Genomic DNA, 24,845 nt, shown 5'->3' on the forward strand with positions numbered 1-24,845 from the left:
CTTAAAACCCATTAACCGCGCGCAGCGGCGATCTTGATCAGCTTGGCGTAGTAGAACCCGTCGTGGCCGCCGTCCTGGGCCAGCAATTGGCGGCCGTGAGGTTGCTTGATACCGGCCGCCGTGGCGAGGTCCAGTTCACGGGCGCCCGGCGTGCGAGCGAGGAAGGCTTCGATGACTTCGGTGTTTTCGGTCGGCAGCGTCGAGCAGGTGGCGTAAAGCAGAATTCCACCGACTTCCAAAGTTATCCACATGGCATCGAGCAGTTCGCCCTGGAGAACCGCGAGTGCGGCGATGTCGTCCGGTTGGCGAGTCAGCTTGATGTCGGGATGACGACGGATGACGCCAGTGGCCGAGCATGGCGCGTCCAGCAGAATGCGCTGGAACGGCTTGCCGTCCCACCAGGTGGCGGTGTCGCGGCCGTCGGCGGCGATCAGTTCGGCGCTCAGACCCAGGCGTGCGAGGTTTTCCCGCACTCGCACCAGACGCTTGGCTTCCAGGTCCACCGCGACCACGCCGGCGAGGGCCGGCTCGGCTTCAAGGATGTGGCAGGTCTTGCCGCCCGGTGCGCAGCAGGCGTCCAGCACCCGTTGGCCCGGTGCCAGGTCGAGCAGATCGGCGGCCAGTTGCGCGGCTTCGTCCTGCACGCTGATCCAGCCTTCGGCAAAACCCGGCAAGCTGCGCACGTCGGCAGCGGCGTCGAGAATGATGCCGTCCTGACTGTAAACACATGGCGTGGCGGCGATGCCGGCGTCGGTCAGCAACCCGAGATAAGCATCGCGGCTGTGATGACGACGGTTGACCCGCAGGATCATCGGCGGATGCGCGTTGTTCGCCGCACAAATGGCTTCCCATTGTTCAGGCCAGAAGGCTTTCAGGGATTTTTGCAGCCAGCGCGGGTGGGCAGTGCGCACCACCGGATCGTGTTCCAGCTCCGCCAGCAGCGCTTCGCTTTCACGCTGGGCGCGGCGCAACACGGCGTTGAGCAAGGCCTTGGCCCAGGGCTTTTTCAGCTTGTCGGCGCAACCCACGGTTTCACCGATGGCGGCATGGGCCGGAACCCGGGTGTAGAGCAACTGGTAGAGACCGACCAGCAACAGCGCTTCGACATCGGCGTCGGCTGCCTTGAACGGCTTCTGCAGCAACTTGGCCGCCAGCGCCGACAAACGTGGCTGCCAGCGAGCGGTGCCGAACGCCAGGTCTTGGGTGAAGCCGCGGTCACGGTCTTCGACCTTGTCCATCTGTGTCGGCAGGGAACTGTTGAGTGAGGCTTTTCCGTTAAGAACAGCGGCGAGAGCCTTGGCGGCGGCCAGACGTGGATTCATTGAGCATCCGCCGCTTGACCGAGAACGGTGCCGACGGCGAATTTCTCACGACGGCTGTTGAACAAGTCGCTGAAGTTCAGCGCCTTGCCGCCGGGCAATTGCAGACGGGTCAGACACAGGGCTTGCTCACCGCAGGCGACGATCAAACCGTCCTTGTTGGCGCTGAGGATTTCCCCCGGTGCGCCCTGCCCTTCGGCGAGGCTGGCGGCCAGCACCTTCAATGCTTCGCCATTCAACGTGCTGTGGCAGATCGGCCAAGGGTTGAAGGCGCGAACCAGACGTTCCAGCTCAACCGCCGGGCGACTCCAGTCGATGCGCGCTTCGTCCTTGTTCAATTTGTGAGCATAAGTGGCGAGGCTGTCATCCTGGACTTCGCCTTCCAGAGTCCCGGCAGCGAGGCCGGCAATCGCCTGAATCACGGCTGGCGGACCCATTTCGGCCAGACGGTCGTGGAGGCTGCCACCGGTGTCTTCGACGGTGATCGGCGTAGTGACTTTCAGCAGCATCGGCCCGGTGTCGAGGCCCAGTTCCATGCGCATCACGGTCACGCCGCTTTCGTTGTCGCCCGCTTCGACGGCGCGCTGGATCGGCGCCGCACCGCGCCAGCGTGGCAGCAAGGAGGCGTGGCTGTTGATGCAACCCAGCCGCGGAATATCCAGCACCACTTGCGGCAGGATCAGACCGTAGGCGACCACCACCAGCAAGTCCGGCTTGAGCGCGGCCAGTTCAGCCTGAGCGTCTTCGTTGCGCAGGGTTGGCGGTTGCAACACAGGAATGTTGTTTTCCAGAGCCAACTGCTTGACCGGACTTGGCATCAACTTTTGCCCGCGACCCGCCGGACGGTCCGGTTGGGTGTAAACCGCGACGATCTCGTAAGGGCTGTCGAGCAGGGCCTTGAGGTGTTCGGCGGCGAATTCCGGGGTGCCGGCAAAGACGATGCGCAGTGGCTCAGTCATTCAAAAGGTCTCGCAAAAGAAAAAGGCTTGCCGCAGCAAGCCTTTGAAAGGAGGGTATCAAGCGTTCTGGCGATGGAGCTTTTCCAGTTTCTTCTTGATTCGGTCGCGTTTGAGATTGGACAGGTAGTCGACGAACAATTTGCCATTCAGGTGGTCGCATTCATGCTGGATGCACACCGCGAGCAGGCCTTCGGCGATCAGTTCGTAAGGCTGGCCGTCGCGGTCAAGGGCCTTGATCTTGACCTTCTGTGGGCGATCGACGTTTTCGTAGAAGCCCGGCACCGAGAGGCAGCCTTCCTGATATTGCTCCATCTCGTCGGTCAGGGTTTCGAACTCGGGGTTGATGAACACCCGTGGTTCGCTGCGGTCTTCGGAGAGGTCCATCACGACGATACGTTTGTGCACGTTGACCTGGGTCGCGGCGAGGCCGATGCCTGGCGCTTCATACATTGTTTCAAACATGTCATCGACCAACTGACGCACTTCGTCGTCCACTACGGCCACAGGTTTGGCGATAGTGCGCAGGCGCGAATCGGGGAATTCGAGGATGTCTAAAATGGCCATAAGCTTAATTGCTGCACGTTTGAGGTAATGTCGGGTCGATGGCCTGGCGGGTCCGAAGATGCAGGCTACCGTTGTAAAACGTAGCTTCCTTCTCTTTTTGGTAAAGAGTCGGGAGCGAGCCACGAGGGCTCTGGCGTTCTACGCGAATGCACATAATAAAGGGATTCACCGCATGAGGAAATCACTACTCGCCTTGCTCCTTCTGGCCTCGGCCGGTTTGGCGCACGGGCAAGTGCAACTCAAGGAAGGTTTTCCACAGCAATACACTGTGGTATCGGGTGACACACTCTGGGACATATCGGGGAAATTCCTTCGTGAGCCGTGGAAATGGCCGGAGCTCTGGCAGGCCAATCCACAGATCGAAAACCCCAATCTCATTTACCCCGGCGACTCGCTGTCGCTGATCTACGTCAACGGGCAGCCACGCCTGACCCTTAACCGCGGCGCTTCCCGGGGCACCATCAAGCTTTCGCCACGCATCCGCAGCAGCCCGGTAGCCGACGCCATCCCGAGCATTCCGCTGCAGTCGATCAACAGCTTTCTGCTGAGCAACCGTATCGTCGACACGGTCGAGGACTTCGACAAGGCGCCTTATATCGTTGCCGGCGATGCCGAACGCGTGCTCAGTGGCACCGGTGACCGAATCTTCGCTCGCGGCCACTTCGACCCGGCCCAGCCGGTTTACGGCATCTTCCGTCAGGGCAAGGTCTATACCGATCCTGTCAGTAAAGAATTTTTGGGGATCAATGCCGACGACATCGGCGGCGGCGAGATCGTGGCCACCGAAGGCGACGTCGCCACCCTGGCACTGCAACGCACCACTCAGGAAGTCCGCCTCGGCGACCGCTTGTTCAGTGGTGAAGAGCGCTCCATCAACTCGACCTTCATGCCCAGTGCGCCCAAAACCGAGATCAACGGGTTGATCATCGACGTGCCGCGCGGGGTTACCCAAATTGGCGCGCTGGATGTGGTCACGCTGAACAAGGGCCAGCGCGATGGCCTGGCCGAAGGCAACGTGTTGGTGGTGATGAAAACCGGCGAGACCGTGCGTGACCGGATCACCGGTCAGCCACTGAAAATCCCGGATGAGCGCGCCGGTTTGCTGATGGTTTTCCGCACCTACGACAAGCTCAGCTACGGGCTGGTGCTCAACGCATCACGCTCCTTGGCGGTGTTGGACAAGGTGCGAAATCCTTAGCAGGCTCCACAAGTTACCAACAGAGTTATCCACAGCTTATTCCCGTTTGAACGGGGCTCATAACGATCAAGGATGATCCATGTCGCTGTCTGCTTTTGCACCGGTTTCCCCTGCGGAACTGGAAGCTCGTTTACGTTTGCATCGCCTGCCGGAACTCGGTCCTGCACGTTTCAAGAAATTGCTTGAGGCCTTCGGCTCGGCGTCCAAGGCTATCAGCGCGCCGGCCAGTGCCTGGCGTTCGTTGGGTTTGCCCCTCGCTTGCGCGGAGGCCAGGCGCTCCAGTGAAATCCGTGATGGCGCGGGCCACGCATTGGCCTGGTTAGAGCGTCCGGGCCGGCATTTACTGATGTGGGACCAACCTGACTATCCGGCACTGTTGTCGGAAATCAGTGATGCGCCACCGCTGTTATTCGTGGCGGGCGATCCCGGCATTCTGGAAAAACCGCAGCTGGCGATGGTCGGCAGCCGTCGCGCTTCGCGGCCGGGCATGGACACCGCCGCCGCCTTTTCCCGCAGTCTGGCCGGCGCTGGTTTTGTCATTACCAGCGGTTTGGCGCTGGGCATTGATGCCGCCGCGCATCAAGCTGCTTTGGACGTGGGCGGGCGAACGGTCGGCGTACTTGGCACGGGACTTGAAAAGTTTTATCCACAGCGCAATCGACGGCTGGCAGATGCCATGATCGCCTCGGGCAGCGCAGTGCTTTCGGAGTTCCCGCTGGACGCCGGGCCGACCGCCAGTAACTTCCCCCGGCGCAATCGAATCATCAGCGGTTTATCCCTCGGCGTGCTGGTGGTCGAGGCGAGTGTCGCCAGCGGTTCGTTGATCACCGCGAGGCTGGCGGCGGAGCAAGGGCGCGAGGTGTATGCGATTCCAGGGTCGATTCATCACCCGGGCGCAAAGGGTTGTCATCAGCTGATCCGCGACGGCGCAGTGCTGGTGGAAACCATCGAGCATATCCTCGAAGCGTTGCGCGGCTGGCAGCAATTGCCTTTATCCACAGCGACACCAGCGGCGACTCATCCGTTGCTCATGCTGCTGCATGCCGCGCCCCACACCAGTGAAGCGTTGTCCGTCACCAGCGGCTGGGCCTTGCCGAAAGTGCTGGCAGCGCTGACGGAACTGGAAATGGACGGCCGGGCGGTCTGCGAAAGCGGGCGCTGGTTTGCGCGGGTGAGCTAGGTTTTATAAGGAAGATCGGTAAACTGCGCAGAGCCTTATTCCGGAGAGTTTTTCATGGTCAACAGTTGGCGTGTGCAACAAGCCGCACGAGCCATTCGCGCAGGTGCGGTGATTGCCTACCCAACCGAAGCGGTCTGGGGTCTGGGTTGCGACCCGTGGGACGAAGAGGCGGTCTATCGTCTGCTGGCGATCAAGGGGCGGTCGGTGGAAAAAGGGTTGATTCTGGTGGCCGACAACATTCGCCAGTTCGACTTCCTCTTCGAAGACTTTCCTGAATTGTGGATGGATCGCATGGCCAGCACCTGGCCAGGGCCGAACACCTGGCTGGTGCCGCATCAGAATATGTTGCCGCAGTGGATTACCGGCGTGCATGAAACGGTGGCATTACGGGTCAGTGATCATCCGCAGGTGCGGGATTTGTGTGCGATGGTCGGGCCGCTGGTGTCGACCTCGGCCAATCCACAGGGCCGGCCGGCAGCGCGGACACGGATTCGCGTGGAGCAGTATTTCCGTGGGCAGGTTGATTTGGTGCTGGGCGGGAATTTGGGTGGTCGCAAGAACCCGAGCGTGATCCGCGATCTGGCGACCGGCAAAGTTTTGCGCCCGGATTAAGACCGCGTCATCGTTCTTCGCGAGCAAGCCCGCTCCCACATGAGATCTTCAGTGAACACAGAATTTGTGTTCGACAACGATCTAGTGTGGGAGCGGCGGTGCGGCGATCCGACTTGCTCGCGAAGAGGCCCTCAAGGCAACAAAACAGTCGAACCCGTCGTACGCCGCGCCGACAACTCGGTCTGCGCCTTCGCCGCTTCGGCCAATGGATACTTCTGGCTGATGTCCACTTTCAGCTTGCCGCTGATGATCATTTCGAACAGTTCATCCGCCATACGCTGCAGGTTTTCAGCGTTGTTGGCGTAAGTCGCGAGCGTAGGCCGGGTCACGTACAACGAACCCTTCGCCGACAGAATGCCCAGGTTCACCCCGTCTACCGCGCCCGACGCGTTGCCGAAGCTCACTACCAGACCGCGAGGCGCCGCGCTATCAAGCGAAGTCAGCCAAGTGTCCTTGCCCACGCCGTCGTACACCACCGGGACTTTTTTCCCGTCAGTCAATTCCAGTACGCGCTGTGCGACGTTTTCATGACTGTAATCGATGGTTGCCCAAGCGCCGTTGGCCTTGGCCAGTGCGGCTTTCTCCGGTGAGCTGACCGTGCCGATCAACTTCACGCCCAAGGCCTTGGCCCATTGGCAGGCCAGGGAGCCGACACCGCCCGCGGCAGCGTGAAACAGGATGGTTTCGCCACCCTTGAGTTCATACGTCTGACGCAGCAGGTACTGCACGGTCAGGCCCTTGAGCATTACGCCGGCGGCCTGTTCGAAGCTGATGGCGTCCGGCAGAAGGACCAGATTGGCCTCCGGCAACACGTGGACGTCGCTGTAGGCGCCCAATGGACCGCTGCCATACGCCACGCGATCACCCACTTTGAACCGGGTGACTTCACTGCCCACCGCCTCGACCACGCCCGCGCCTTCCGAGCCCACGCCCGATGGCAGGGCTGGCGGCGCATAGAGACCGCTGCGGTAATAGGTGTCGATGAAATTCAGGCCGATGGCCTTGTTGGTCACGCGAACCTGCTGCGGACCGGGCTCGGCGGGTTGGTAATCGACATATTCGAGCACTTCGGGGCCGCCATGGGCGCGGAACTGGATACGCTTAGCCATCAGAACTCTCCTTAGGTCTTAGCTACTAGGGTTGTAGCGCGAAGCTCCCTATCGGACTCCTATGCTTGATCTTCGTCAACTGCGGCAGGCCCATCTGCGATGTTATGCTACGCGCCCATTTGCGCCGGCCCCGCTCCCATGGAGTGCCGCGTAGCTTTGCCCGATTCAAGGTGATGACATGACGACCCGCACCGAGGCCGTAAAAGCCTACCTGCTCGACCTGCAAGACCGCATTTGCGCGGCCCTCGAAGCTGAAGACGGCGGCACGCAGTTCGTCGAAGACGCCTGGACCCGGCCTGCCGGTGGCGGCGGTCGCACCCGGGTGATCGAAAACGGCGCGGTGATCGAAAAGGGCGGCGTCAACTTTTCCCACGTCTTCGGCAGCGGGCTCCCACCGTCCGCCAGCGCCCATCGACCAGAATTGGCTGGTCGTGGCTTTGAAGCCCTCGGCGTGTCGCTGGTCATTCACCCACACAACCCGTATGTGCCGACGTCCCACGCCAACGTGCGCTTTTTCATCGCTGAAAAAGAAGGTGAAGAACCGGTCTGGTGGTTCGGCGGTGGTTTTGACCTGACCCCTTACTACGGCAATGAAGAAGACTGCGTGCACTGGCACCGCGTCGCCGAGCAGGCCTGCGCGCCGTTCGGTCCGGACGTCTACTCCCGCTACAAGGCCTGGTGCGACAGCTACTTCCACATCAAGCATCGCCACGAGCCGCGCGGCATCGGCGGCCTGTTCTTCGATGACTTGAACGAGTGGGACTTCGACACCAGTTTCGCCTTCATGCGTGCCATCGGTGACGCGTTCATCGACGCTTACCTACCGATCGTGCAGCGCCGCAAAAATGATGCGTTTACCGCCAAACAGCGTGAATTCCAGGAATTCCGCCGTGGGCGCTACGTTGAATTCAACCTGGTCTACGACCGCGGCACACTGTTCGGTCTGCAATCGGGCGGGCGTACCGAGTCGATTCTGATGTCTCTGCCACCGCAAGTTCGCTGGAGCTACGACTGGAAAGCCGAGCCGGGCAGCGAAGAAGCGCGGCTGACCGAGTACTTCCTGCAAGACCGCGATTGGTTGGCCAAGGCCTGAACGAGGAATTCTGATGGACCGTTACGTCGTATTCGGTAACCCGATTGGCCACAGCAAGTCGCCGCTGATCCACCGTCTGTTCGCCGAGCAGACGGCTCAAAAACTCGACTACAGCACGTTGCTGGCGCCCCTCGACGATTTTTCCACGTGCGCCCGGACGTTTTTCCTCGAAGGTCGTGGGGCGAATGTGACGGTGCCGTTCAAGGAAGAGGCCTATCGTCTGGCGAACAGTCTGACGGCGCGGGCGCAACGCGCCGGTGCGGTGAACACCCTGAGCAAACTGGCCGATGGCAGCCTGCTGGGCGACAACACCGATGGCGCCGGTCTGGTGCGGGACCTGACGGTCAACGCCGGTTTCAGCCTCAAGGGCAAACGCATCCTGCTGCTCGGTGCCGGCGGCGCGGTGCGTGGTGCGCTGGAGCCGTTGCTGGCCGAGCAACCCGCCTCGGTAATTATCGCCAACCGCACGGTGGAAAAAGCCGAACTGTTGGCGGAATTGTTCGCGGACCTGGGGCCGGTGTCGGCCAGTGGTTTCGATTGGTTGAAGGAATCGGTGGACCTGATCATCAACGCGACGTCCGCTAGTCTGTCAGGGGATGTACCGCCGATTGCCAGTAGTTTGATCGAGCCGGGCAAAACGGTGTGCTACGACATGATGTACGGCAAAGAGCCGACTTCATTTTGCCGCTGGGCCAGTGAACATGGCGCGGCGGTGTCGATGGATGGTTTGGGGATGCTCGCCGAACAAGCGGCAGAAGCCTTCTTCCTGTGGCGCGGCGTGCGCCCGGATACGGCGCCGGTGCTGGCCGAACTTCGCCGACAGTTGGCCCTTTAAAGTCAAAAGATCGCAGCCTGCGGCAGCTCCTACATGGGATAGGCGTTCACTCTGTAGGAGCTGCCGCAGGCTGCGATCTTTTTAGTCTTCAAACCGGATCGGGCATTTCTCCGCGCCTTCAAGCTTGCGCAACTCTTCTACCACCTGCGGCCGCGCGCGCCGCAGGGTCAGGCTGCGATCCTGCCGCAGCAGCCGTCGCGCTTCCTGGTGCAGCATCTCCACGCCCGAGTAGTCGATGAAGTTGATCTGTTGCGCCTCGATCACCACGCGCGCGCCGTGCATCCGTTGCAGGCGTACTTGCAGGTAATGGCTGGCGCCGAAAAAGATCGAACCGCCAACCCGCAGAATGTCTTCATCCCCATCTCGCCAATGCTGAACTCGCGGTTGCGAGGTGCGTTTGAGGTAGAAGAACAGCGAAGCCAGCACCCCGGCGTAGATCGCGGTCTGCAATTCCAGCAGCAGCGTGGCGACACAGGTCAGTGCCATGACCAGGAACTCGGCGCGGCTGACCCGCAACAACGCGCGAATGCCGCGATGATCCACCAGCCCCCAGGCGATCAACAGAATGCTGCCGGCCATGGCCGGGATCGGTATGTGCGCGATCAAATTCGCACCGAAGATAGCGAACAGCGCCACCCACACCGCCGAAAAAACACCGGCCATCGGCGAGCAGGCACCTGCTTCGTAGCTCAGGCCCGAGCGGGTGAAGGAACCGGCTGACAGCGATCCGGAAAAAAACGCACCAACCATGTTCGATAAACCCTGGGCGCGGACTTCCTGATTGGCGTCGAGTAACTGCTGGGAGCGGGCCGACAAGGATCGGGCAATTGACAGGCTGGTGACCAGCCCGAGCATGCCCACCGCCACTGCGCTGGGTAGCAAGCGCAGAATCAGGTCCAGATCCAGCGGCAGCGGGCTGAAGGGCGGCAGCCGCCCGACAAACGCGCTGACCAACTTCACATGGCCGAGCATCGATGGCCAGAGCCAGACCAGCAATCCGCTCAGCACCAGGGTGATCAATAGCGTCGGCCAGCGCGGCAACATCAGTTTCAGGATCACGCCCACCAAGACCGTCGCCAGTCCCAGCATTAGCGACGGTTTATCCACTTCGCCGAGGTGACTGAACAGCATCATCAAGCTGTTCAGCGCTGTGGCCTGGTTGGGCAAGTCCAGCCCCAACAAATTCGGCATTTGGCCGATGGCAATCACCACCGCCGCGCCGAGGGTGAAACCCAGCACCACCGAGTGCGAGACGAAATTCACCAAGGCGCCGAAGCGCAGCAAACCGAGCAGCCACTGGAAAATGCCGGCAAGCAGCGTCAGCAACAGGATCAGGGTGACGTAGTCCTCTGACGCCGGAACGGCCAGAGGACTGACGCTGGCGTACATGACGATAGAAATCGCCGCCGTAGGACCGCAGATCAAGTGCCACGAAGAACCCCAGAGACACGCGATCAGTACCGGGATAATCGCCGCGTACAGACCGTATTCCGGTGGGAGCCCGGCGATCAGCGCGTAGGCAATGGATTGCGGCAGCGCGAGAATCGCACCGCTGAGGCCGACGATCAGGTCACGACCGACGCTGGCGCGGGTTTGCCGGGGCAACCAGCTGAGGAAGGGGAAGAGCGAATGGCTGCTTGGGAAGGCCATGGGTCCTCTCGGGTGGGATTTTGCACAAGGGTAGCAGGGTGACGCGATCATTGTGGCGAGGGGATTTATCCCCGTTCGGCTGCGCAGCAGTCGTTAATCGATTGCTGTTTTGGGGCCGCTTCGCAGCCCAACGGGGATAAATCCCCTCGCCACAAGTTGGTGAACTGTATTGAGGGGCTGGGAAATTAGAGCTTGGCTTTCACCGCCCCCAACGCATCCTTCCCATCTACGGTCTTCACCCCGTCCAGCCACTTATCCAGCACCACCGGATTAGCCTTGATCCACGCCTTGGCCGCATCAGCATTGCTGACCTTCTTGTTCACCACCTCGGCCATGATGCTGTTCTCCATTTCCTGGGTGAAACTCAGGTTGGTGAGCAGTTTGCCGACGTTCGGGCAGGCCTGTGCATAACCTTTGCGGGTCAGGGTGTGAACGCTGCCGGTGTCGCCGAAGTACTTCTCGCCGCCCTTCAGGTAATGCATTTTCAGCTGCACGTTCATCGGGTGCGGGGTCCAGCCGAGGAAGGTCACGAACTTCTGTTTTTTCACCGCGCGAGACACTTCGGCCAGCATGGCCTGCTCGCTGGACTCGACAAGTTTCCACTGACCCATGTCGAAATCGTTCTTCTTGATGATTTCCTGCAAGGAGATGTTGGCGGGAGCGCCGGAGCCGATGCCGTAGATCTTCTTGTCGAACTTGTCGGCGTATTTGTTCAGGTCGGCAAAGTTATGCACACCCGCGTCCCAGACGTAATCCGGGACGGCGAGCGTGAATTCGGTGCCGTCGAGGTTTTTCGCCAATTGCGTGACATCGCCGGTGGCCACGAACTTGTCGTAGAAGCCCTGTTGCGCCGGCATCCAGTTACCGAGAAACACGTCGACCTGGCCATCTTTCAAGCCGCCAAAGGTGATCGGCACTGCAAGCGTGTCGACCTTGGCCTTGTAGCCCATGCCGTCCAGCAGAAACCCGGTGATGGCGTTGGTCGCGGCAATGTCGCTCCAGCCAGGGTCGGCCATTTTTACCGTGTCGCAACTCTGATCGGCATACGCCGATGCACTGCCCAGAGCTAGAAGCCCGACCGTCACTGCTGTGGATAACCTTCGCATGGCATTCCCCTTAACATTATTGGTTTTGGCAGGGTTGTGGATAACGTGCTTTACGCTCCAGATCGTCGAGGTCGATGTGGTTGCGCATGTACTGCTGACTGGCGTCCACCAGCGGCTGGTGATCCCAGCTCTTCAGTTTGCCGATGGTTAACGCATCGGCGACAAAACGTCGGCGTCGCTGGCTGGCGAGCACTTGTTGGTGGATCGCCGGGATATCCCATTTGGCCCGGGCTTCGGCGAGAAATTCATCGAAAATCGGCCGATGTTGCGGCGATTGGCTGAGTTCTTCCAGTTCGCGTGGGTCGTTGTGTACGTCGAAGAGTAGGCAAGGGTCGTCTTCGCTGTAGATGAATTTGTAGGCGCCGCGACGAATCATCATCAACGGGCTGATGGTGCCTTCAGCCATGTATTCGCCAAAGACCTCGTCATGACCGCCCTGCCCTTGCAGGTGCGAGACCAGTGAGCGGCCATCCAGCGGCAGCCCCGGCTCCAGCGAACCGCCGGCCAGTTCCACAAAGGTCGGCAACAGATCGGCAGTGGAGACCGCCGCGCTGACCCGGCCAGCCCCGAATTGCCCCGGCGCACTGATCAACAGCGGAACGCGGGCGGCCATTTCGTACCAATGCATTTTGTACCAGAGACCACGCTCACCGAGCATGTCGCCGTGGTCGCCGGAGAACACGATGATGGTGTCGTCGATCAGGCCCGTTTCCTCAAGTGTTTGCAGGAGTTTGCCGACGTTACTGTCTATATAGCTGCACGCACCGAAGTATGCACGGCGTGCATCGCGAATCTTATCCACAGGCAGCGGTTTGTCCCACAGGTCGTAAACTTTGAGCAAACGCTGGGAGTGCGGATCAAGTTCGGCCTGCGCCGGGGTTTCGGGCAACGGGATGTCGGCGTCGTCGTACATATCCCAGAAGGCCTTGGGAATGGTGTACGGGTCGTGTGGGTGGGTCATCGAAACGGTCAGGCAGAACGGCTGATCGCCATCCTCACGAATGTGATCGAACAAATACTGTTGGGCTTTGAACACCACCTCTTCGTCGAAATCCAGCTGATTGGTGCGTACGCACGGGCCGGCTTGCAACACCGATGACATGTTGTGGTACCAGGTCGGACGCACGTCCGGCTCGTCCCAGTTCACAGACCAGCCGTAATCGGCCGGGTAGATGTCGCTGGTCAGGCGTTCTTCATAGCCGTGCAGCTGATCCGGTCCGCAGAAATGCATCTTGCCCGACAGCGCGGTGCGGTAGCCGAGTCGACGCAGGTAGTGGGCATAAGTCGGTACGTCGGCGGGGAAATCGGCCGCGTTGTCGTAGGCGCCGATCTTGCTCGGCAACTGACCGCTGACCAGGGTAAAACGCGACGGCGCGCACAGTGGGCTGTTGCAATAGGCGGCGTCGAACACCACGCCTTCGGCGGCGAGGCGGCTGAGATTAGGCAGTTTGATGGGCGAAGGGCCGTAGAACGGCAACATTGGCGCGGCCATCTGATCGGCCATGATGAAAAGAATATTCTTGCGCTTCATGTGATCGCGGCATTCCATAGTGAATATTTATGCGAGAGTGCTGCGATCGAGCATGTAGCCCATGCAATTTGCGGTAAAGCCCATGCACGGCAATGACTAGGATAAGCACAGCTTATGTATGACGCCCTTGGTGATTTGTCTCTGGATTTGCTTCGCGCCTTTGAAGCAGCGGCCCGTCAGCGCAGCTTCACGGCTGCCGCGGTAGAGCTTGGCACCACGCAACCGGCCATCAGTCAGCAGATCAAACGGTTGGAAGAGCAACTCGGGACGCGGCTGTTTGACCGGATCTATCGCGGCATCGAACTGACCGAAGCCGGGTCGATCCTGTTTGAGCAGGTTCAGCTCGGATTGCAGAATATCGACGCAGGATTGAGCGCGATCAGCGCACAGCACCAACATGAAGTGTTGCAGGTTGCCACTGATTTCGCCTTCGCCGCGTATTGGTTGATGCCGCGCCTGCACCGCTTCCATGCCGCCAATCCTCAAGTGGATGTCAGCCTGGTCACCAGCGAACGCAGCCTCAACATGCTGCGCACCGATATTGATGTGGCGGTGTTGTTTGGTGATGGTCGATTCAAGCAGGGCGAAAGCCATTGGCTGTTCAGCGAAGAAGTCTTTCCGGTGTGCAGCCCGCTGCTGCTGAAGGATCGTCCCCTGCCCTTGCCGGTTCAAACACTTCTGGAATTCCCGTTGCTGCACCTTCGAGGCGAGAACAGCAGCAACTGGTTCGACTGGAGCGGCGTGTTTCGTGAGTTGGGAATCGCTTCGGCACCTGCGCCCGGGCAATTGCGCTTCGACAATTACACGCTGTTGATTCAAGCGGCGATTGGCGGCCAAGGTGTGGCGATTGGATGGCGGCACCTTGTGGATAACTTGCTGGCGCAAGGTTTGTTGTGCCGACCGATTGCGGAAACGGTCATTTCCAGGCTCGGCTATTACGTGGTCCTGCCCCAGCGGAAACGGCGTGGTGCGCTGATTCAACAGTTTGTGGACTGGCTGATGGCTGAGCAGGCCAGCAGTGCGCAATCGTTGAATGGCTTACCGTTGCCGTCGATTGCCGTTTAGAAGCGAAAAGTTCGCAGCCTTCGGCAGCTCCTACAGTGGGCCGCGCATGGCAAAGATCGATGCCGATACGCGGAGCCCTGTAGGAGCTGCCGCAGGCTGCGATCTTTACGGCTCTGAAGTCGCGACGAAGGTCACGTGTTCGCCGACATGCAGGTTCAACCGCAACTCATCGGCAATCCCCACGGCCACCCGGCTCAACCGTTCAAGCGGTTCGGCGAGACCCGGCTCCAGGCTGCTGCTGACGTGGCTGAAATGTTCGATGGTCAGCCCGGGCACCCCGCGGGGCGCATTCACCAGCGTCCAGTGCAAGGTGCTGCTTTGCAGGGCCTCGCGGATTTCTTCGGCGGCGTGGCGTTGCAGTTGATCTTCTATTTCCGGATCGTCCAATACCTCAAAATCACCCACCAGAAACAACCGGGCAATGCCTGAGGCCTGCATGCCATCGATCAGGGCATCCACCGCCAGCACTTGCTCGACCGGGCCGGGGACGATGGATTTTTCCACGTGCTCGCTGTGCATCGGCAACCCGGGTGCATCCAGCAGACAGATCACCGCCGAGCAACCGGCGACACTTTGCTTGACCCGCTCGGCGTCGAACACATCGCCAGCCTTGGTCCGCAATCCCGGACGCGGTGCGAGCGCCGTCAGATCATCGAGAATCGCGATCACTTCATGTTGGCGCCGCAACATCTCAGCCATCAGCGCACTGCCCAGGCTACTCATGGCACCATAAAGCACCACTTTCACCACCGGTGTTTCGGCATTTTTCATGACTGTGCTCCGTTCTTTCTACCTATATGGCGTGTGACCCGTGGGAAACAGCGCCAGTTCGACTCGGTTCAGAGGGTTTCAAATGCAGCGGATCAAGGGCTACCACGCCCATGTCTACTTCGACGCCAGCACCCTTCCTCAGGCGCGAGCCTTGTGTGAGCAGGCGGCGCAATTGTTTCCAGTGAAGATGGGCCGCGTCCATGAACGCCCGGTGGGCCCACACCCTGACTGGAGCTGCCAGTTGGCTTTCGAGCCGCAATACATCGGCGACGTGCTGCCCTGGCTTGCGCTCAACCGCAAGGGTTTGGTGGTGTTCCTGCACCCCGACACCGGCGACGATCTGCTCGACCACACCGAGCATGCCATCTGGATGGGCGCGATTCGGCCACTGGATCTGTCTATTTTTTGATCAGTTTACAACTGTTCCTCGGCTTCGCCGGGCAAATGTTCGTCCAGATGCAGCCAGGGCAGACGGTTGTCCGTCCAGATATGCCTTTCGGCGGGTGCGTGCTCGGGATGATCGAGGGTGGCGATGGTCACGTCGATGCTGTCCGGGCTCAGGTGCGTGACCAGCGCCAGCTGCGCCCCACAGTTGCCACAGAAATACCGCACGCAGGTTGTTGAAGAGTCGTACTGCGCTGGCGTTCCTTTCACCCATTCAAAGGCTGACGCGGGCACGGTGATCCAAGTGGTCACGATCCCGCCGCTGACCCGTCGGCAAATCGAACAATGACAGTGGGCGATGTCGTGCAAAGGCCCGCTGAATTGATAGCGCAGATGTCCGCAATGGCAGCCGCCGGTATGAATTTCGGCCATGTTTTGTCCTCCTGCCCTGTTTTCAGGGACTTCAAACTCGTCCGACGACCGGTTGCACATCTGGTCAATGCTTTCATCCGCGAAAGCTGGGTGAAAGCTTCCCCGATTAGGATCGCCCCCACTACCGGCAACAGACCGGTCGGCCAATGCCAGTGTTTTATCGCTCGCACAGCCCATTTAACAACAACAATGGTGATCCTGATGTCCTCTTCTACCCGCCGCTTCGCTGTCACTCCGCCCATACGCCTCGTGCTTCCCGATCTGCGCTGACCCACCCGGTTCGCCCATTCCCTAGCCGCGCTATGCCTGGAGTATTCCCATGCTGACTTTCCTTGGCTTTGCCATGGTCATCACGTTCATGTTCCTGATCATGACCAAGCGCCTGTCCGCGCTGATCGCTCTGATCATCATCCCGATCCTGTTCGCGCTGTTCGGTGGTTTTGCGCCGAAGATCGGCCCGATGATGCTCGAAGGCATCACCAAGCTCGCACCGACCGGTGTGATGCTGATGTTCGCCATTCTGTACTTCGCCCTGATGATCGACTCCGGCCTGTTCGACCCGGCCGTGCGCAAGATCCTCAAACTGGTCAAGGGCGACCCGTTGAAAGTTTCGGTCGGCACCGCCGTACTGGCACTCGTCGTCTCCCTCGATGGTGATGGCGCGACCACTTACATGATCTGCGTGGCCGCCATGCTGCCGCTCTACGCCCGCATCGGCATGAGCCCGCGGATCATGGCCGGCCTGATCATCCTCGCCGGTGGCGTGATGAACATGACGCCTTGGGGCGGCCCGACCGCTCGTGCGGCCAGTGCGCTGCATGTGGACCCGTCCGACATCTTCGTACCCATGATTCCGGCGATGGCTTTCGGGGTGCTGGCCATCCTCGCGATTGCCTACTTCTACGGCAAGCGTGAGCGTGCGCGCCTGGGTGAGCTGCACCTGGTGGGCGATGAAATCGACCACAGTGAAATCAGCGTTTCGCAATTCCCGGATGCCCGTCGTCCAAAGTTGATCTGGTTCAACGGCGCCCTGACCCTGGCCCTGATGTGCACCCTGGTCGCCGGTCTGTTGCCGCTGCCGGTGCTGTTCATGGTGGCGTTCAGCATCGCGATGATCGTCAATTACCCGTGCCTGCAACAGCAGAAGGACCGGGTCGCGGCCCACGCCGGTAGCGTGCTGGCGGTGGTCGGTTTGATCTTCGCGGCCGGTATCTTCACCGGTATCCTGTCGGGCACCGGCATGGTCGATGCGATGTCGAAAAGCCTGTTGGCGGTCATCCCGGACTTCCTCGGCCCGTACCTGGCGGTGATCACTGCACTGGTGAGCATGCCGTTCACATTCTTCATGTCGAACGATGCATTTTATTACGGCGTATTACCGGTACTTGCGGAAGCCGCCAGTCATTACGGTATAACCGCGGTTGAAATGGCACGTGCCTCGATCGTCGGTCAGCCCGTCCACTTGCTGAGCCCGCTGGTACCATCGACCTACCTGTTGGTGGCCCTGGCCGGTATCGACTTCGGTGATCACCAGCGTTTCACCCTGAAGTGGGCAGTGCTGGTTTGCATGTGCATACTGATCGCCGCCTTGCTGATGGGGATTTTTCCGCTGTTCAGCACTCTATAAGCCCAAGACTCACCATGACGGGTCCAGGCTTTGTTGTTTGAAGCCTGGGCCCTTCGTGGTTTAACACTCGCACAAAGGAATACACATGGAATGGCTGACCAACCCTGAAATCTGGGTTGCCTTCTTCACCCTGACCGCTCTGGAAATCGTCCTGGGTATCGATAACATCATCATGATTTCGATCCTGGTCAGCCGCATGCCCAAGCACATGCAACAGCGCACCCGGATTTTCGGCCTGGCACTGGCCATGGTCACGCGGATCCTGTTGCTGCTGTCGATCACTTGGGTCATGCGCCTTACCGCCGACTTGTTCGAAGTGTTCGGCCAGGGTATTTCCGGGCGAGACCTGATCCTGTTCTTCGGTGGTCTGTTCCTGTTGTGGAAGAGCTCGCAAGAGATGTACCACGCGCTGGAAGGTGAAGACGAAACCAATGAGGAGCCGGGCGGCAAGGGCGGCAACTTCCTCTACACCATCATTCAGATCGCGATCATCGACATCGTGTTCTCGCTGGACTCGGTCATCACCGCCGTCGGCATGGTGTCCCACGTACCAGTCATGGTCGCGGCGATCGTCGTTGCCGTGCTGGTGATGATGTGGGCTTCCGGCACCATCAGCGAGTTCATCGACAAGCACCCGTCGCTGAAGATGCTGGCGCTGTCGTTCCTGTTGATAGTCGGTACTGTGCTGATTGCTGAATCCCTCGACGTTCACGTGCCAAAAGGCTACGTCTACTTCGCCATGGCGTTCTCGCTGGCGGTGGAAGCGATCAACATCAAGATGCGCACCGCGATGGCGAAAAAGCGCAAGCAGCAGGATCCGGTGAAGCTGCGCAAGGACATTCCGGGTCAGTAACCCGAATACCGCGCAACCCGCAAAGGGGCCTTCGGGCCCCTTTGTCATATCTGCATCAAGCTGTTTTTATGACAGTTTTGTTTCAATCGCTTCTTTAGCTGTGCGATGCTGGCGCGCAGACCGTTAGCCAACTACAGCTTAAGTACAGAACGTAGAAGAACGCGCGGCACCGTCAACTTTGCCCCTTTGGGGCGCTACCACCACAGGGGGCCTGCATGCTCACCCTGCTCAATTTGTTATCTGCCGTGGCCTTGTTGATTTGGGGCACGCACATCGTCCGAACCGGCATCCTGCGGGTCTACGGTTCCAACCTGCGCCATGTGATTGGCCGGAACATGTCCAAGCGCTGGCTGGCGTTCATCTCGGGGATCGTCGTGACGGCGATGGTCCAGAGCAGCAACGCCACCGCCATGCTCGTCACCTCCTTTGTCGGTCAGGGCCTGATGGCGCTGACCCCGGCCTTGGCGACCATGCTCGGGGCCGACGTCGGTACCGCGCTGATGGCGCGGGTGCTGACCTTCGACCTGTCATGGTTGTCGCCGCTGCTGATCTTTCTTGGGGTGATTTTCTTCCTGTCGCGCAAACAGACTCGACTGGGCCAGATGGGCCGGGTCAGCATCGGACTGGGGCTGATCATTCTGGCGCTGCAACTGATCGTCGAGGCTGCCGCGCCGATCACCCAGGCCCAAGGCGTGAAAGTGATTTTCGCCTCGCTGACCGGCGACATCTTGCTGGATGCCCTGGTCGGCGCGTTGTTCGCAATGGTTTCCTACTCCAGCCTGGCCGCCGTCCTGCTGACCGCGACCCTGGCCGGTGCCGCAGTGATCAGCCTGCCAGTTGCCATCGGCCTGGTGATCGGCGCCAACATCGGCAGCGGCATCCTCGCCTTCCTCAGCACCAGCATGCAGAACGCCGCCGGCCGCCAGGTGGCGTTGGGCAGCCTGTTGTACAAGTTGATCGGTCTGTTGCTGATCATCCCGGTGCTCGATCCGTTGGTGCACTGGATCGACAGTCTGGACTTCAGCCCTCAGGAAATGGTCATCGGCTTTCACCTGCTCTACAACACCGCGCGCTGCCTGATCTTGCTGCCCAGCGTCGGGCCGATGGCCAGGTTCTGTGCGTGGGTGCTGCCGGAGCGCCCGCAAGTCAATGGCACCGCCAAACCGCGGCATCTTGATCCAACAGCGCTGGTCACGCCCAGCCTGGCGCTGGCCAATGCCGCCCGGGAAACCCTGCGCATCGGCGACCTGATCGACAACATGCTCGAGGCCATGCTCGACGTGCTGAACGGCAAGCAAACCGCCATTACCCAGGAAATGCGGCGCCTGACCGATGATGTGGAATCGCTCTACGGCGCGATCAAGCTGTACCTGGCGCAAATGCCCCGCGAAGACCTCAGTGAGCAGGACAGCCGACGCTGGGCGGAAATCATCGAGCTGGCGATCAACCTCAAGCTCGCCAGCGACCTCATCGAACGTATGCTGCGCAAGGTTCAGCAGCAGAAAACCTCGCAGCGTCGGTCTTTTTCCGAGGTCGGCCTGGAAGAGTTGGCGGGGCTGCACAGTCAGTTGATATCCAACCTGCGCCTGGGGTTGTCGGTGTTCCTCAGTGCCGATAAGGAAAGTGCCCGCCAGTTATTGCGTGAGAAACGTCGCTTTCGCGCACAGGAACGGCGCTTGGCCCATGCTCATGTCAGCCGATTGCAACGTAAGATCGTGCAGAGTATCGAAACCAGCTCGTTGCACCTGGAGTTGATTGCCGACATGAAGCGTCTGAATTCCCTGTTTTGCAGCAGCGCCTATGTGGTGCTGGAAACTTCCGACACCGGTGCCCTGGCGGTCGACGATTTCGCTGACATCACTCATTCACCCTGAACGTCCACAGTTGCCTGAAGTCTGTTGAACTTACGCTAGCCGTATGGAAACTCGTTATGCGTTGTCTGTTGTTCGCCTTTCTACTGTTTGGATCATTCCCTTCATTTGCCCTGGATCGCTTTCAGGTCGAGGGCTATACGCTGCCCAACGGCCTGCAATTGCTGCTCAAGCCCGGCACCGAGCGCGGGCATGTGGCGATTCGTCTGGTGGTCGGCGTCGGCATCGATGATTTCAGCTGCGCCGACAAGGAGCTGCCGCACCTGCTTGAGCACTTGCTGTTCAGCGGTATCGACGCCACTGGCGAAGGCGGGCTGGAAGAACGCATGCAGGCCCTGGGTGGTGAGTGGAACGCCTACACCAGCAATGCCGACACGACGTTCGTCATCGAAGCCCCGGCGAAAAACCAGCGCAAGGTCCTCGACCTGCTGCTGGCGCTGCTGACCCAGACCCGAATCGACGACAACGCCATCAACGCCGCCAAACAAGTGGTCGAGCGCGAAGACGGCGGCCATTACTCGCACCTGCAACGCTGGCTGGATCGCCAGGATCTTGGTCACACGGCGAGTAATCAGCTGGCGGTGGAACTGGGCCTAAAATGCCCCGAGCGGCCTGAGGTCGATCACCTGACCCGCGATCAGCTGGAAAAGGTACGCAAGGCCTGGTACGCGCCCAACAACATGACCCTGATCGTTGTCGGCGACCTCGACCGGTTGCTGCCGGCCTATCTGGAACGGTCTTATGGCGCGCTTGAAGCGGTCGACCCGACTGATCACCCGCCCCTGCCGGCGATCCAGGCCAGTGCTGCCCATGAGCGCACCCTGAGTCACGGTTTTGTCGGCGGCAGTGCCAAGTTGCATTGGCTGGTGCCAGAGCCGGTGCTGGAAGATCAGCACGACGAAACCTTCGACTTGCTCAAGGACTATCTGGACTGGGCGCTCTACCGCCAATTGCGCCTGGCCCATGGCTTGTCCTACGGGCCTTCGGCCGAGCGCGAGGTGTTTGGCGGTGTGGGCTTCATGAGCCTGAACGCGGACCTTGAGCGCGACGACGTGCCCGAGGCCGAACAGGTGCTGGAGGATCTGAAGGCCGGGTTGCTCAGGGACGGTCTCAATGCCGACACCTTCAACCGTCTCAAGCAGGCCGCCATCGCCCGCCAGGCTTGGGCCGTGCAAGGCAACAGCGCGTTGGCCGATTATTACTGGAGTGCCCTTGGGGACTACGAGGACGGCCGTTTCGCCAACCCCGCCAAGGAACTGCAAGGGGTGACGCTGGAGGAAGCAAACAAGGCCATGCGTGAATTGCTCATGCAGCCGGGTTACCTGCGGATCGAACAGCCGTTGATCAGTGATGATCAGTTTATGTGGGCGATTGCCGGGGTGCTGGGGCTCATCGTATTGATGCTGATGGGTTGGCGCTTGCATCGAAGGGCACCGAGAACCGTGTAGCGTTGTGGCGAGGGGATTTATCCCCGTTCGGCTGCGCAGCAGTCGTTAAACCTGCATCGCGGTCTGCCAGGCATAACCAACGTAACGATTTACGACTGCTTCGCAGCCGAACGGGGATAAATCCCCTCGCCACAGCCCCTCGCCACGCCGCCCTTTCGGCGGTTACCCTATCGGGGATTTTTCCCACGACTATTGCGAACCGCCGAATGCCTACTCTGACCCTATACGTCCAGCGCATCCTGGAATTGATGAAGCGCTACCCAGGGGTCATTGCGCTCGGTGGTTTCATTTCCGGGGTCGGCAGTTTCATTCTGGTGGATCGCCAGCAAGGTCTGGCGACCTGGATCACCACTATCATGCTGGTCAGCTGGATCTGGCTGATGCTGGAAAACAGTCTCACCAAGCTGTTCGCCAGGATCTTTAAACGCGAAATACCCCAGCCTCTGCTGCGCTACGCGACGCAGATGATCCACCAGGAAAGCCTGTTCTTCGTCCTGCCGTTCTTTTTTATCACCACCACCTGGAACAGCGGCCAGCTGTTCTTCACCGGTCTGCTGGGCATCGCCGCGCTGATTTCCATCATCGACCCGCTCTACTACAAATGGCTGGCCCCCCGGCGCTGGGCGTTCCTGGCGCTGCATACCCTGACACTGTTCGCTGCACTGCTGACCGCCCTGCCCGTCATCCTGCACCTGACCACGTCCCAGAGTTTCAAACTGGCCCTGGGCACCGCTGTCGTGCTGTCGTTCCCGAGCCTGGCGTCGATCTTCCCGATTCGCACCGTGCGCAATGCGTTGGCGATTTTGAGCATCACCGTGGGGATCGGTGGCGTTGGCTGGGTGTTGCGTTCGTGGGTGCCGCCGGCGACGCTGTGGATGACCGACGTGGCGATCAGCACTCAAATTCAGGACCGCACGCCAGGCAAGAGCCTGGAAGAAGTCAGCGCCGAGCAGATCCGTGGTGACGGGTTGTATGCCTACACCGCGATCAACGCCCCGCGCGGTCTGGATGAGCGGATCTATCACGTGTGGCAGTTCAACGGCAAAGAGGTCGACCGTATCCCCCTGGACATCCATGGCGGGCGCAAGGAAGGCTATCGGGCGTGGACCCACAAGCAGAATTTCCCCGGCAACCCTGCGGGTAAATGGCAGGTTCGGGTGCTGACCGAAGATGGCCAGCTGATCGGCGTGTTGCGCTTCACCATTACGGACAGCACACCGACCAAAGAAAAGTAATGCGGTTCATGCTATTACGTAGCTCTGCGAAATAGCCGAACAAGCACGGAGCTTATGAGCAGCAGCGCAATAGCCGGCAGTGCCCAATTGGACACCTCTCACTCCCCTGTTCAGTTGCGGGTCACGGGTGACTGGACGCTTGCCCATTACGCCGATCTCAAGCACCTCAGCGAAAAGCTCCACGGCCAATACGACGACAGCACTCACATCGACCTCAATGGCCTCGGCGCGCTCGACACCGCCGGCGCGTCGCTGCTGGTGGAGTTGCTCGGGTCCGAGCGTTTGGGCCGATCCGCCGAGCATCCCGATTGCACACTGTCCTCGGCCGACCGTGCCTTGTTGCAGACCGTCTATTGCTCGCTGACCGATTTCTGCGTGCCGATCAAGGAACCGGAAATCAGTGTCGGCATTCAACTGCTGACCCGCATTGGCCGCGCGGTCGACGCGGTCTGGCAGGACACCTTGCAACTGCTGGGTTTCGTCGGCCTGATCCTGGAAACCATCGCTCGCGGCCTGTTTCGCCCCAAGCGCTGGCGCCTCACGCCGATGGTGGCGCACATCGAACAGACCGGCCTCGACGCCGCGCCCATCGTTGCCCTGCTGACCTTTTTGGTGGGTGCCGTGGTGGCGTTTCTCGGCGCGACGGTGCTGGCGAGTTTCGGCGCGAGTATTTTCACCGTGGACCTGGTGGCGTTCTCCTTCCTGCGCGAATTCGGTGTGTTGCTGACCGCAATCCTGATGGCCGGCCGCACCGCCAGTGCGTTCACCGCGCAGATCGGCTCGATGAAAGCCAACGAAGAAATCGACGCCATCCGCACCTTGGGCCTCGACCCGATGGAGTTGCTGGTGGTGCCGCGCGTGTTGGCCCTGCTGGTCGCGCTGCCGATGCTGACCTTTCTGGCGATGCTTTCGGGGATCGTCGGCGGCGGTGTGGTTTGCGCGGTGGCGCTGGATATCTCGCCAGCGATGTTCCTGTCGCTGCTGCAATCGGACATCGGCGTTCAGCACTTTCTGGTGGGGATCGTCAAAGCGCCGATCTTCGCGTTTCTGATCGCGGCGATCGGTTGTCTTGAAGGCTTCAAGGTCAGTGGCAGCGCCGAGTCCGTCGGCGCGCACACTACGTCGAGCGTGGTGCAGTCGATTTTCGTGGTGATCGTGCTCGACGCCGTGGCCGCGCTGTTTTTCATGGAGATGGGCTGGTGAGTCGTCTACCCCGAGCGCCCTCCGAGGCGGTGATCGAAGTCCGCGGGCTGTGCAATCGTTTCGGCCGCCAGAGCGTGCATGAGAACCTCGATCTGGAGTTGTACAAAGGTGAAATTCTTGCCGTCGTCGGCGGTTCCGGCAGCGGCAAATCAGTGCTGCTGCGCAGTATCGTCGGGTTGCGCCAGCCCAGCGACGGGGTGGTGAAGGTCTTCGGCAAAAACCTGCCGACGCTGTCTGAACACGAGCGCTCGATGGTCGAACGGCGCTTCGGCGTGCTGTTCCAGAAAGGCGCCCTGTTCTCTTCGTTGACCGTCACCGAGAACGTCGCCCTGCCCCTGATCGAGCATGCCGGTTTGAGCCGAGAGGACGCCGAACACCTGGCGGCAGTGAAAATGGCCCTGGCCGGGCTGCCGCTGTCGGCGGCCGACAAGTACCCCGCTTCGCTGTCCGGCGGCATGATCAAGCGTGCGGCACTGGCCCGCGCGCTGGCGCTGGACCCGGACATCCTGTTTCTCGACGAACCCACCGCTGGCCTCGATCCGATTGGCGCGGCCGCGTTCGATCAATTGATCCTGACCCTGCGCGATGCGTTGGGCCTGAGTGTTTTTCTGGTCACCCACGACCTCGACACGCTCTACACCATCACCGACCGCGTGGCGGTGCTGGCGCAAAAGAAAGTGCTGGTGGCGGATGCCATCGACAAGGTGTCGGAAACTGACGACCCGTGGATTCACGAATACTTCCATGGCCCTCGCGGCCGCGCGGCGCTGACCGCCGCTCAACAGCTGAAGGAGGTCTGA

The 24,845-nt window shown here is 60.4% G+C and carries 23 protein-coding genes; 14 read left to right on the forward strand and 9 right to left on the reverse strand.

Translation table 11 applies throughout. The annotated features are described in order from the left end of the window. Positions 1-11: 11 nt before the first annotated feature. From rsmB to def, 3 genes are read right to left on the reverse strand one after another with little or no spacing between them, the layout of a single operon-like run. A complete protein-coding gene (gene rsmB, locus ACA059_RS00070) occupies positions 12-1,322 on the reverse strand; it encodes a 16S rRNA (cytosine(967)-C(5))-methyltransferase RsmB (protein ID WP_497632227.1) in 1,311 nt (436 codons plus the stop codon). After that, positions 1,319-2,278, reverse strand: coding sequence for a methionyl-tRNA formyltransferase (gene fmt, locus ACA059_RS00075; protein WP_497632228.1), 960 nt, complete (start codon positions 2,276-2,278; stop codon positions 1,319-1,321). Before fmt ends, rsmB begins: the two co-directional genes overlap by 4 nt. Before the next feature lie 57 nt (positions 2,279-2,335). Next, the gene (def, locus tag ACA059_RS00080) at positions 2,336-2,842 is read right to left on the reverse strand and encodes a peptide deformylase (RefSeq protein WP_046056612.1); all 507 of its coding nucleotides are present in this window, start codon (positions 2,840-2,842) and stop codon (positions 2,336-2,338) included. 172 nt (positions 2,843-3,014) lie between these two features. Here def and ACA059_RS00085 point away from each other — a divergent pair, with 172 nt between their 5' ends. The 3 genes from ACA059_RS00085 to tsaC all read left to right on the forward strand — a co-directional run bounded on the left by ACA059_RS00085 (position 3,015) and on the right by tsaC (position 5,832). Beyond that, positions 3,015-4,040, forward strand: coding sequence for a LysM peptidoglycan-binding domain-containing protein (locus tag ACA059_RS00085; RefSeq protein WP_497632229.1), 1,026 nt, complete (start codon positions 3,015-3,017; stop codon positions 4,038-4,040). Positions 4,041-4,119: 79 nt separating this feature from the next. Beyond that, positions 4,120-5,220, forward strand: a complete 1,101-nt coding sequence (gene dprA / locus ACA059_RS00090; RefSeq protein ID WP_497632230.1) for a DNA-processing protein DprA — start codon at positions 4,120-4,122, stop codon at positions 5,218-5,220. A gap of 54 nt (positions 5,221-5,274) precedes the next feature. Next, complete coding sequence (gene tsaC, locus ACA059_RS00095; RefSeq protein WP_497632231.1) at positions 5,275-5,832, forward strand: L-threonylcarbamoyladenylate synthase type 1 TsaC; 558 nt, start codon at positions 5,275-5,277, stop codon at positions 5,830-5,832. Positions 5,833-5,963: 131 nt separating this feature from the next. Here tsaC and ACA059_RS00100 read toward each other — a convergent pair whose 3' ends face one another. After that, positions 5,964-6,941, reverse strand: a complete 978-nt coding sequence (locus ACA059_RS00100; RefSeq protein ID WP_497632232.1) for an NADPH:quinone reductase — start codon at positions 6,939-6,941, stop codon at positions 5,964-5,966. 178 nt (positions 6,942-7,119) lie between these two features. Here ACA059_RS00100 and hemF point away from each other — a divergent pair, with 178 nt between their 5' ends. Both hemF and aroE read left to right on the forward strand, forming a co-directional pair. After that, a complete protein-coding gene (hemF, locus tag ACA059_RS00105; protein WP_033059730.1) occupies positions 7,120-8,034 on the forward strand; it encodes an oxygen-dependent coproporphyrinogen oxidase in 915 nt (304 codons plus the stop codon). 13 nt (positions 8,035-8,047) lie between these two features. Beyond that, complete coding sequence (aroE, locus tag ACA059_RS00110; protein ID WP_033059731.1) at positions 8,048-8,869, forward strand: shikimate dehydrogenase; 822 nt, start codon at positions 8,048-8,050, stop codon at positions 8,867-8,869. Positions 8,870-8,950: 81 nt separating this feature from the next. On the opposite strand, the gene ACA059_RS00115 is transcribed toward aroE, so the two are convergent. From ACA059_RS00115 to betC, 3 genes are all read right to left on the reverse strand, one after another. Continuing rightward, complete coding sequence (locus ACA059_RS00115; protein ID WP_497632233.1) at positions 8,951-10,519, reverse strand: SulP family inorganic anion transporter; 1,569 nt, start codon at positions 10,517-10,519, stop codon at positions 8,951-8,953. A 185-nt stretch (positions 10,520-10,704) separates the two neighbouring features. Further along, on the reverse strand, positions 10,705-11,625 hold the full coding sequence (choX, locus tag ACA059_RS00120; protein ID WP_497632234.1) for a choline ABC transporter substrate-binding protein: 921 nt from the start codon (positions 11,623-11,625) through the stop codon (positions 10,705-10,707). 16 nt (positions 11,626-11,641) lie between these two features. After that, the gene (gene betC, locus ACA059_RS00125; protein WP_497632235.1) at positions 11,642-13,156 is read right to left on the reverse strand and encodes a choline-sulfatase; all 1,515 of its coding nucleotides are present in this window, start codon (positions 13,154-13,156) and stop codon (positions 11,642-11,644) included. Positions 13,157-13,270: 114 nt separating this feature from the next. On the opposite strand from betC, the gene ACA059_RS00130 reads away from it, so the two are divergent. Further along, on the forward strand, positions 13,271-14,221 hold the full coding sequence (locus ACA059_RS00130; RefSeq protein ID WP_497632236.1) for a choline sulfate utilization transcriptional regulator: 951 nt from the start codon (positions 13,271-13,273) through the stop codon (positions 14,219-14,221). 105 nt (positions 14,222-14,326) lie between these two features. On the opposite strand, the gene ACA059_RS00135 is transcribed toward ACA059_RS00130, so the two are convergent. Then, complete coding sequence (locus ACA059_RS00135) at positions 14,327-14,992, reverse strand: NAD(P)-dependent oxidoreductase (RefSeq protein WP_497632237.1); 666 nt, start codon at positions 14,990-14,992, stop codon at positions 14,327-14,329. A gap of 82 nt (positions 14,993-15,074) precedes the next feature. Between ACA059_RS00135 and ACA059_RS00140 the strand changes: the two genes are divergently transcribed. Next, entirely contained in the window at positions 15,075-15,401 is a 327-nt protein-coding gene (locus ACA059_RS00140) for a DOPA 4,5-dioxygenase family protein (RefSeq protein ID WP_095126792.1), read from the forward strand. A gap of 5 nt (positions 15,402-15,406) precedes the next feature. Here ACA059_RS00140 and ACA059_RS00145 read toward each other — a convergent pair whose 3' ends face one another. Further along, positions 15,407-15,808 carry a GFA family protein gene (locus ACA059_RS00145; RefSeq protein ID WP_008155649.1) on the reverse strand — a complete coding sequence of 134 codons (402 nt, stop codon included), beginning with the start codon at positions 15,806-15,808 and terminating at the stop codon, positions 15,407-15,409. Between the two features lie 319 nt (positions 15,809-16,127). Here ACA059_RS00145 and ACA059_RS00150 point away from each other — a divergent pair, with 319 nt between their 5' ends. The 7 genes from ACA059_RS00150 (at position 16,128) to ACA059_RS00180 (ending at position 24,845) form a co-directional block, all read left to right on the forward strand. Beyond that, positions 16,128-17,435, forward strand: coding sequence for a CitMHS family transporter (locus tag ACA059_RS00150; RefSeq protein ID WP_497632238.1), 1,308 nt, complete (start codon positions 16,128-16,130; stop codon positions 17,433-17,435). An 85-nt stretch (positions 17,436-17,520) separates the two neighbouring features. Beyond that, positions 17,521-18,288 carry a TerC family protein gene (locus tag ACA059_RS00155; protein WP_415758507.1) on the forward strand — a complete coding sequence of 256 codons (768 nt, stop codon included), beginning with the start codon at positions 17,521-17,523 and terminating at the stop codon, positions 18,286-18,288. A 215-nt stretch (positions 18,289-18,503) separates the two neighbouring features. Next, positions 18,504-20,162: a Na/Pi cotransporter family protein gene (locus ACA059_RS00160; protein WP_497632239.1), complete on the forward strand. Its 1,659-nt coding sequence runs from the start codon at positions 18,504-18,506 to the stop codon at positions 20,160-20,162. 56 nt (positions 20,163-20,218) lie between these two features. After that, positions 20,219-21,607: a M16 family metallopeptidase gene (locus ACA059_RS00165; protein ID WP_497632240.1), complete on the forward strand. Its 1,389-nt coding sequence runs from the start codon at positions 20,219-20,221 to the stop codon at positions 21,605-21,607. A gap of 206 nt (positions 21,608-21,813) precedes the next feature. After that, complete coding sequence (locus tag ACA059_RS00170) at positions 21,814-22,842, forward strand: DUF5924 family protein (RefSeq protein WP_497632241.1); 1,029 nt, start codon at positions 21,814-21,816, stop codon at positions 22,840-22,842. A gap of 54 nt (positions 22,843-22,896) precedes the next feature. Continuing rightward, positions 22,897-24,045, forward strand: coding sequence for an ABC transporter permease (locus ACA059_RS00175; RefSeq protein ID WP_497632242.1), 1,149 nt, complete (start codon positions 22,897-22,899; stop codon positions 24,043-24,045). Further along, positions 24,042-24,845 (forward strand): ABC transporter ATP-binding protein, encoded by an 804-nt coding sequence (locus tag ACA059_RS00180; RefSeq protein WP_497632243.1) that lies wholly within the window; start codon positions 24,042-24,044, stop codon positions 24,843-24,845. The genes ACA059_RS00175 and ACA059_RS00180 overlap by 4 nt, the downstream gene beginning before the upstream one ends.

Source organism: Pseudomonas sp. LBUM1647, from assembly GCF_059716175.1.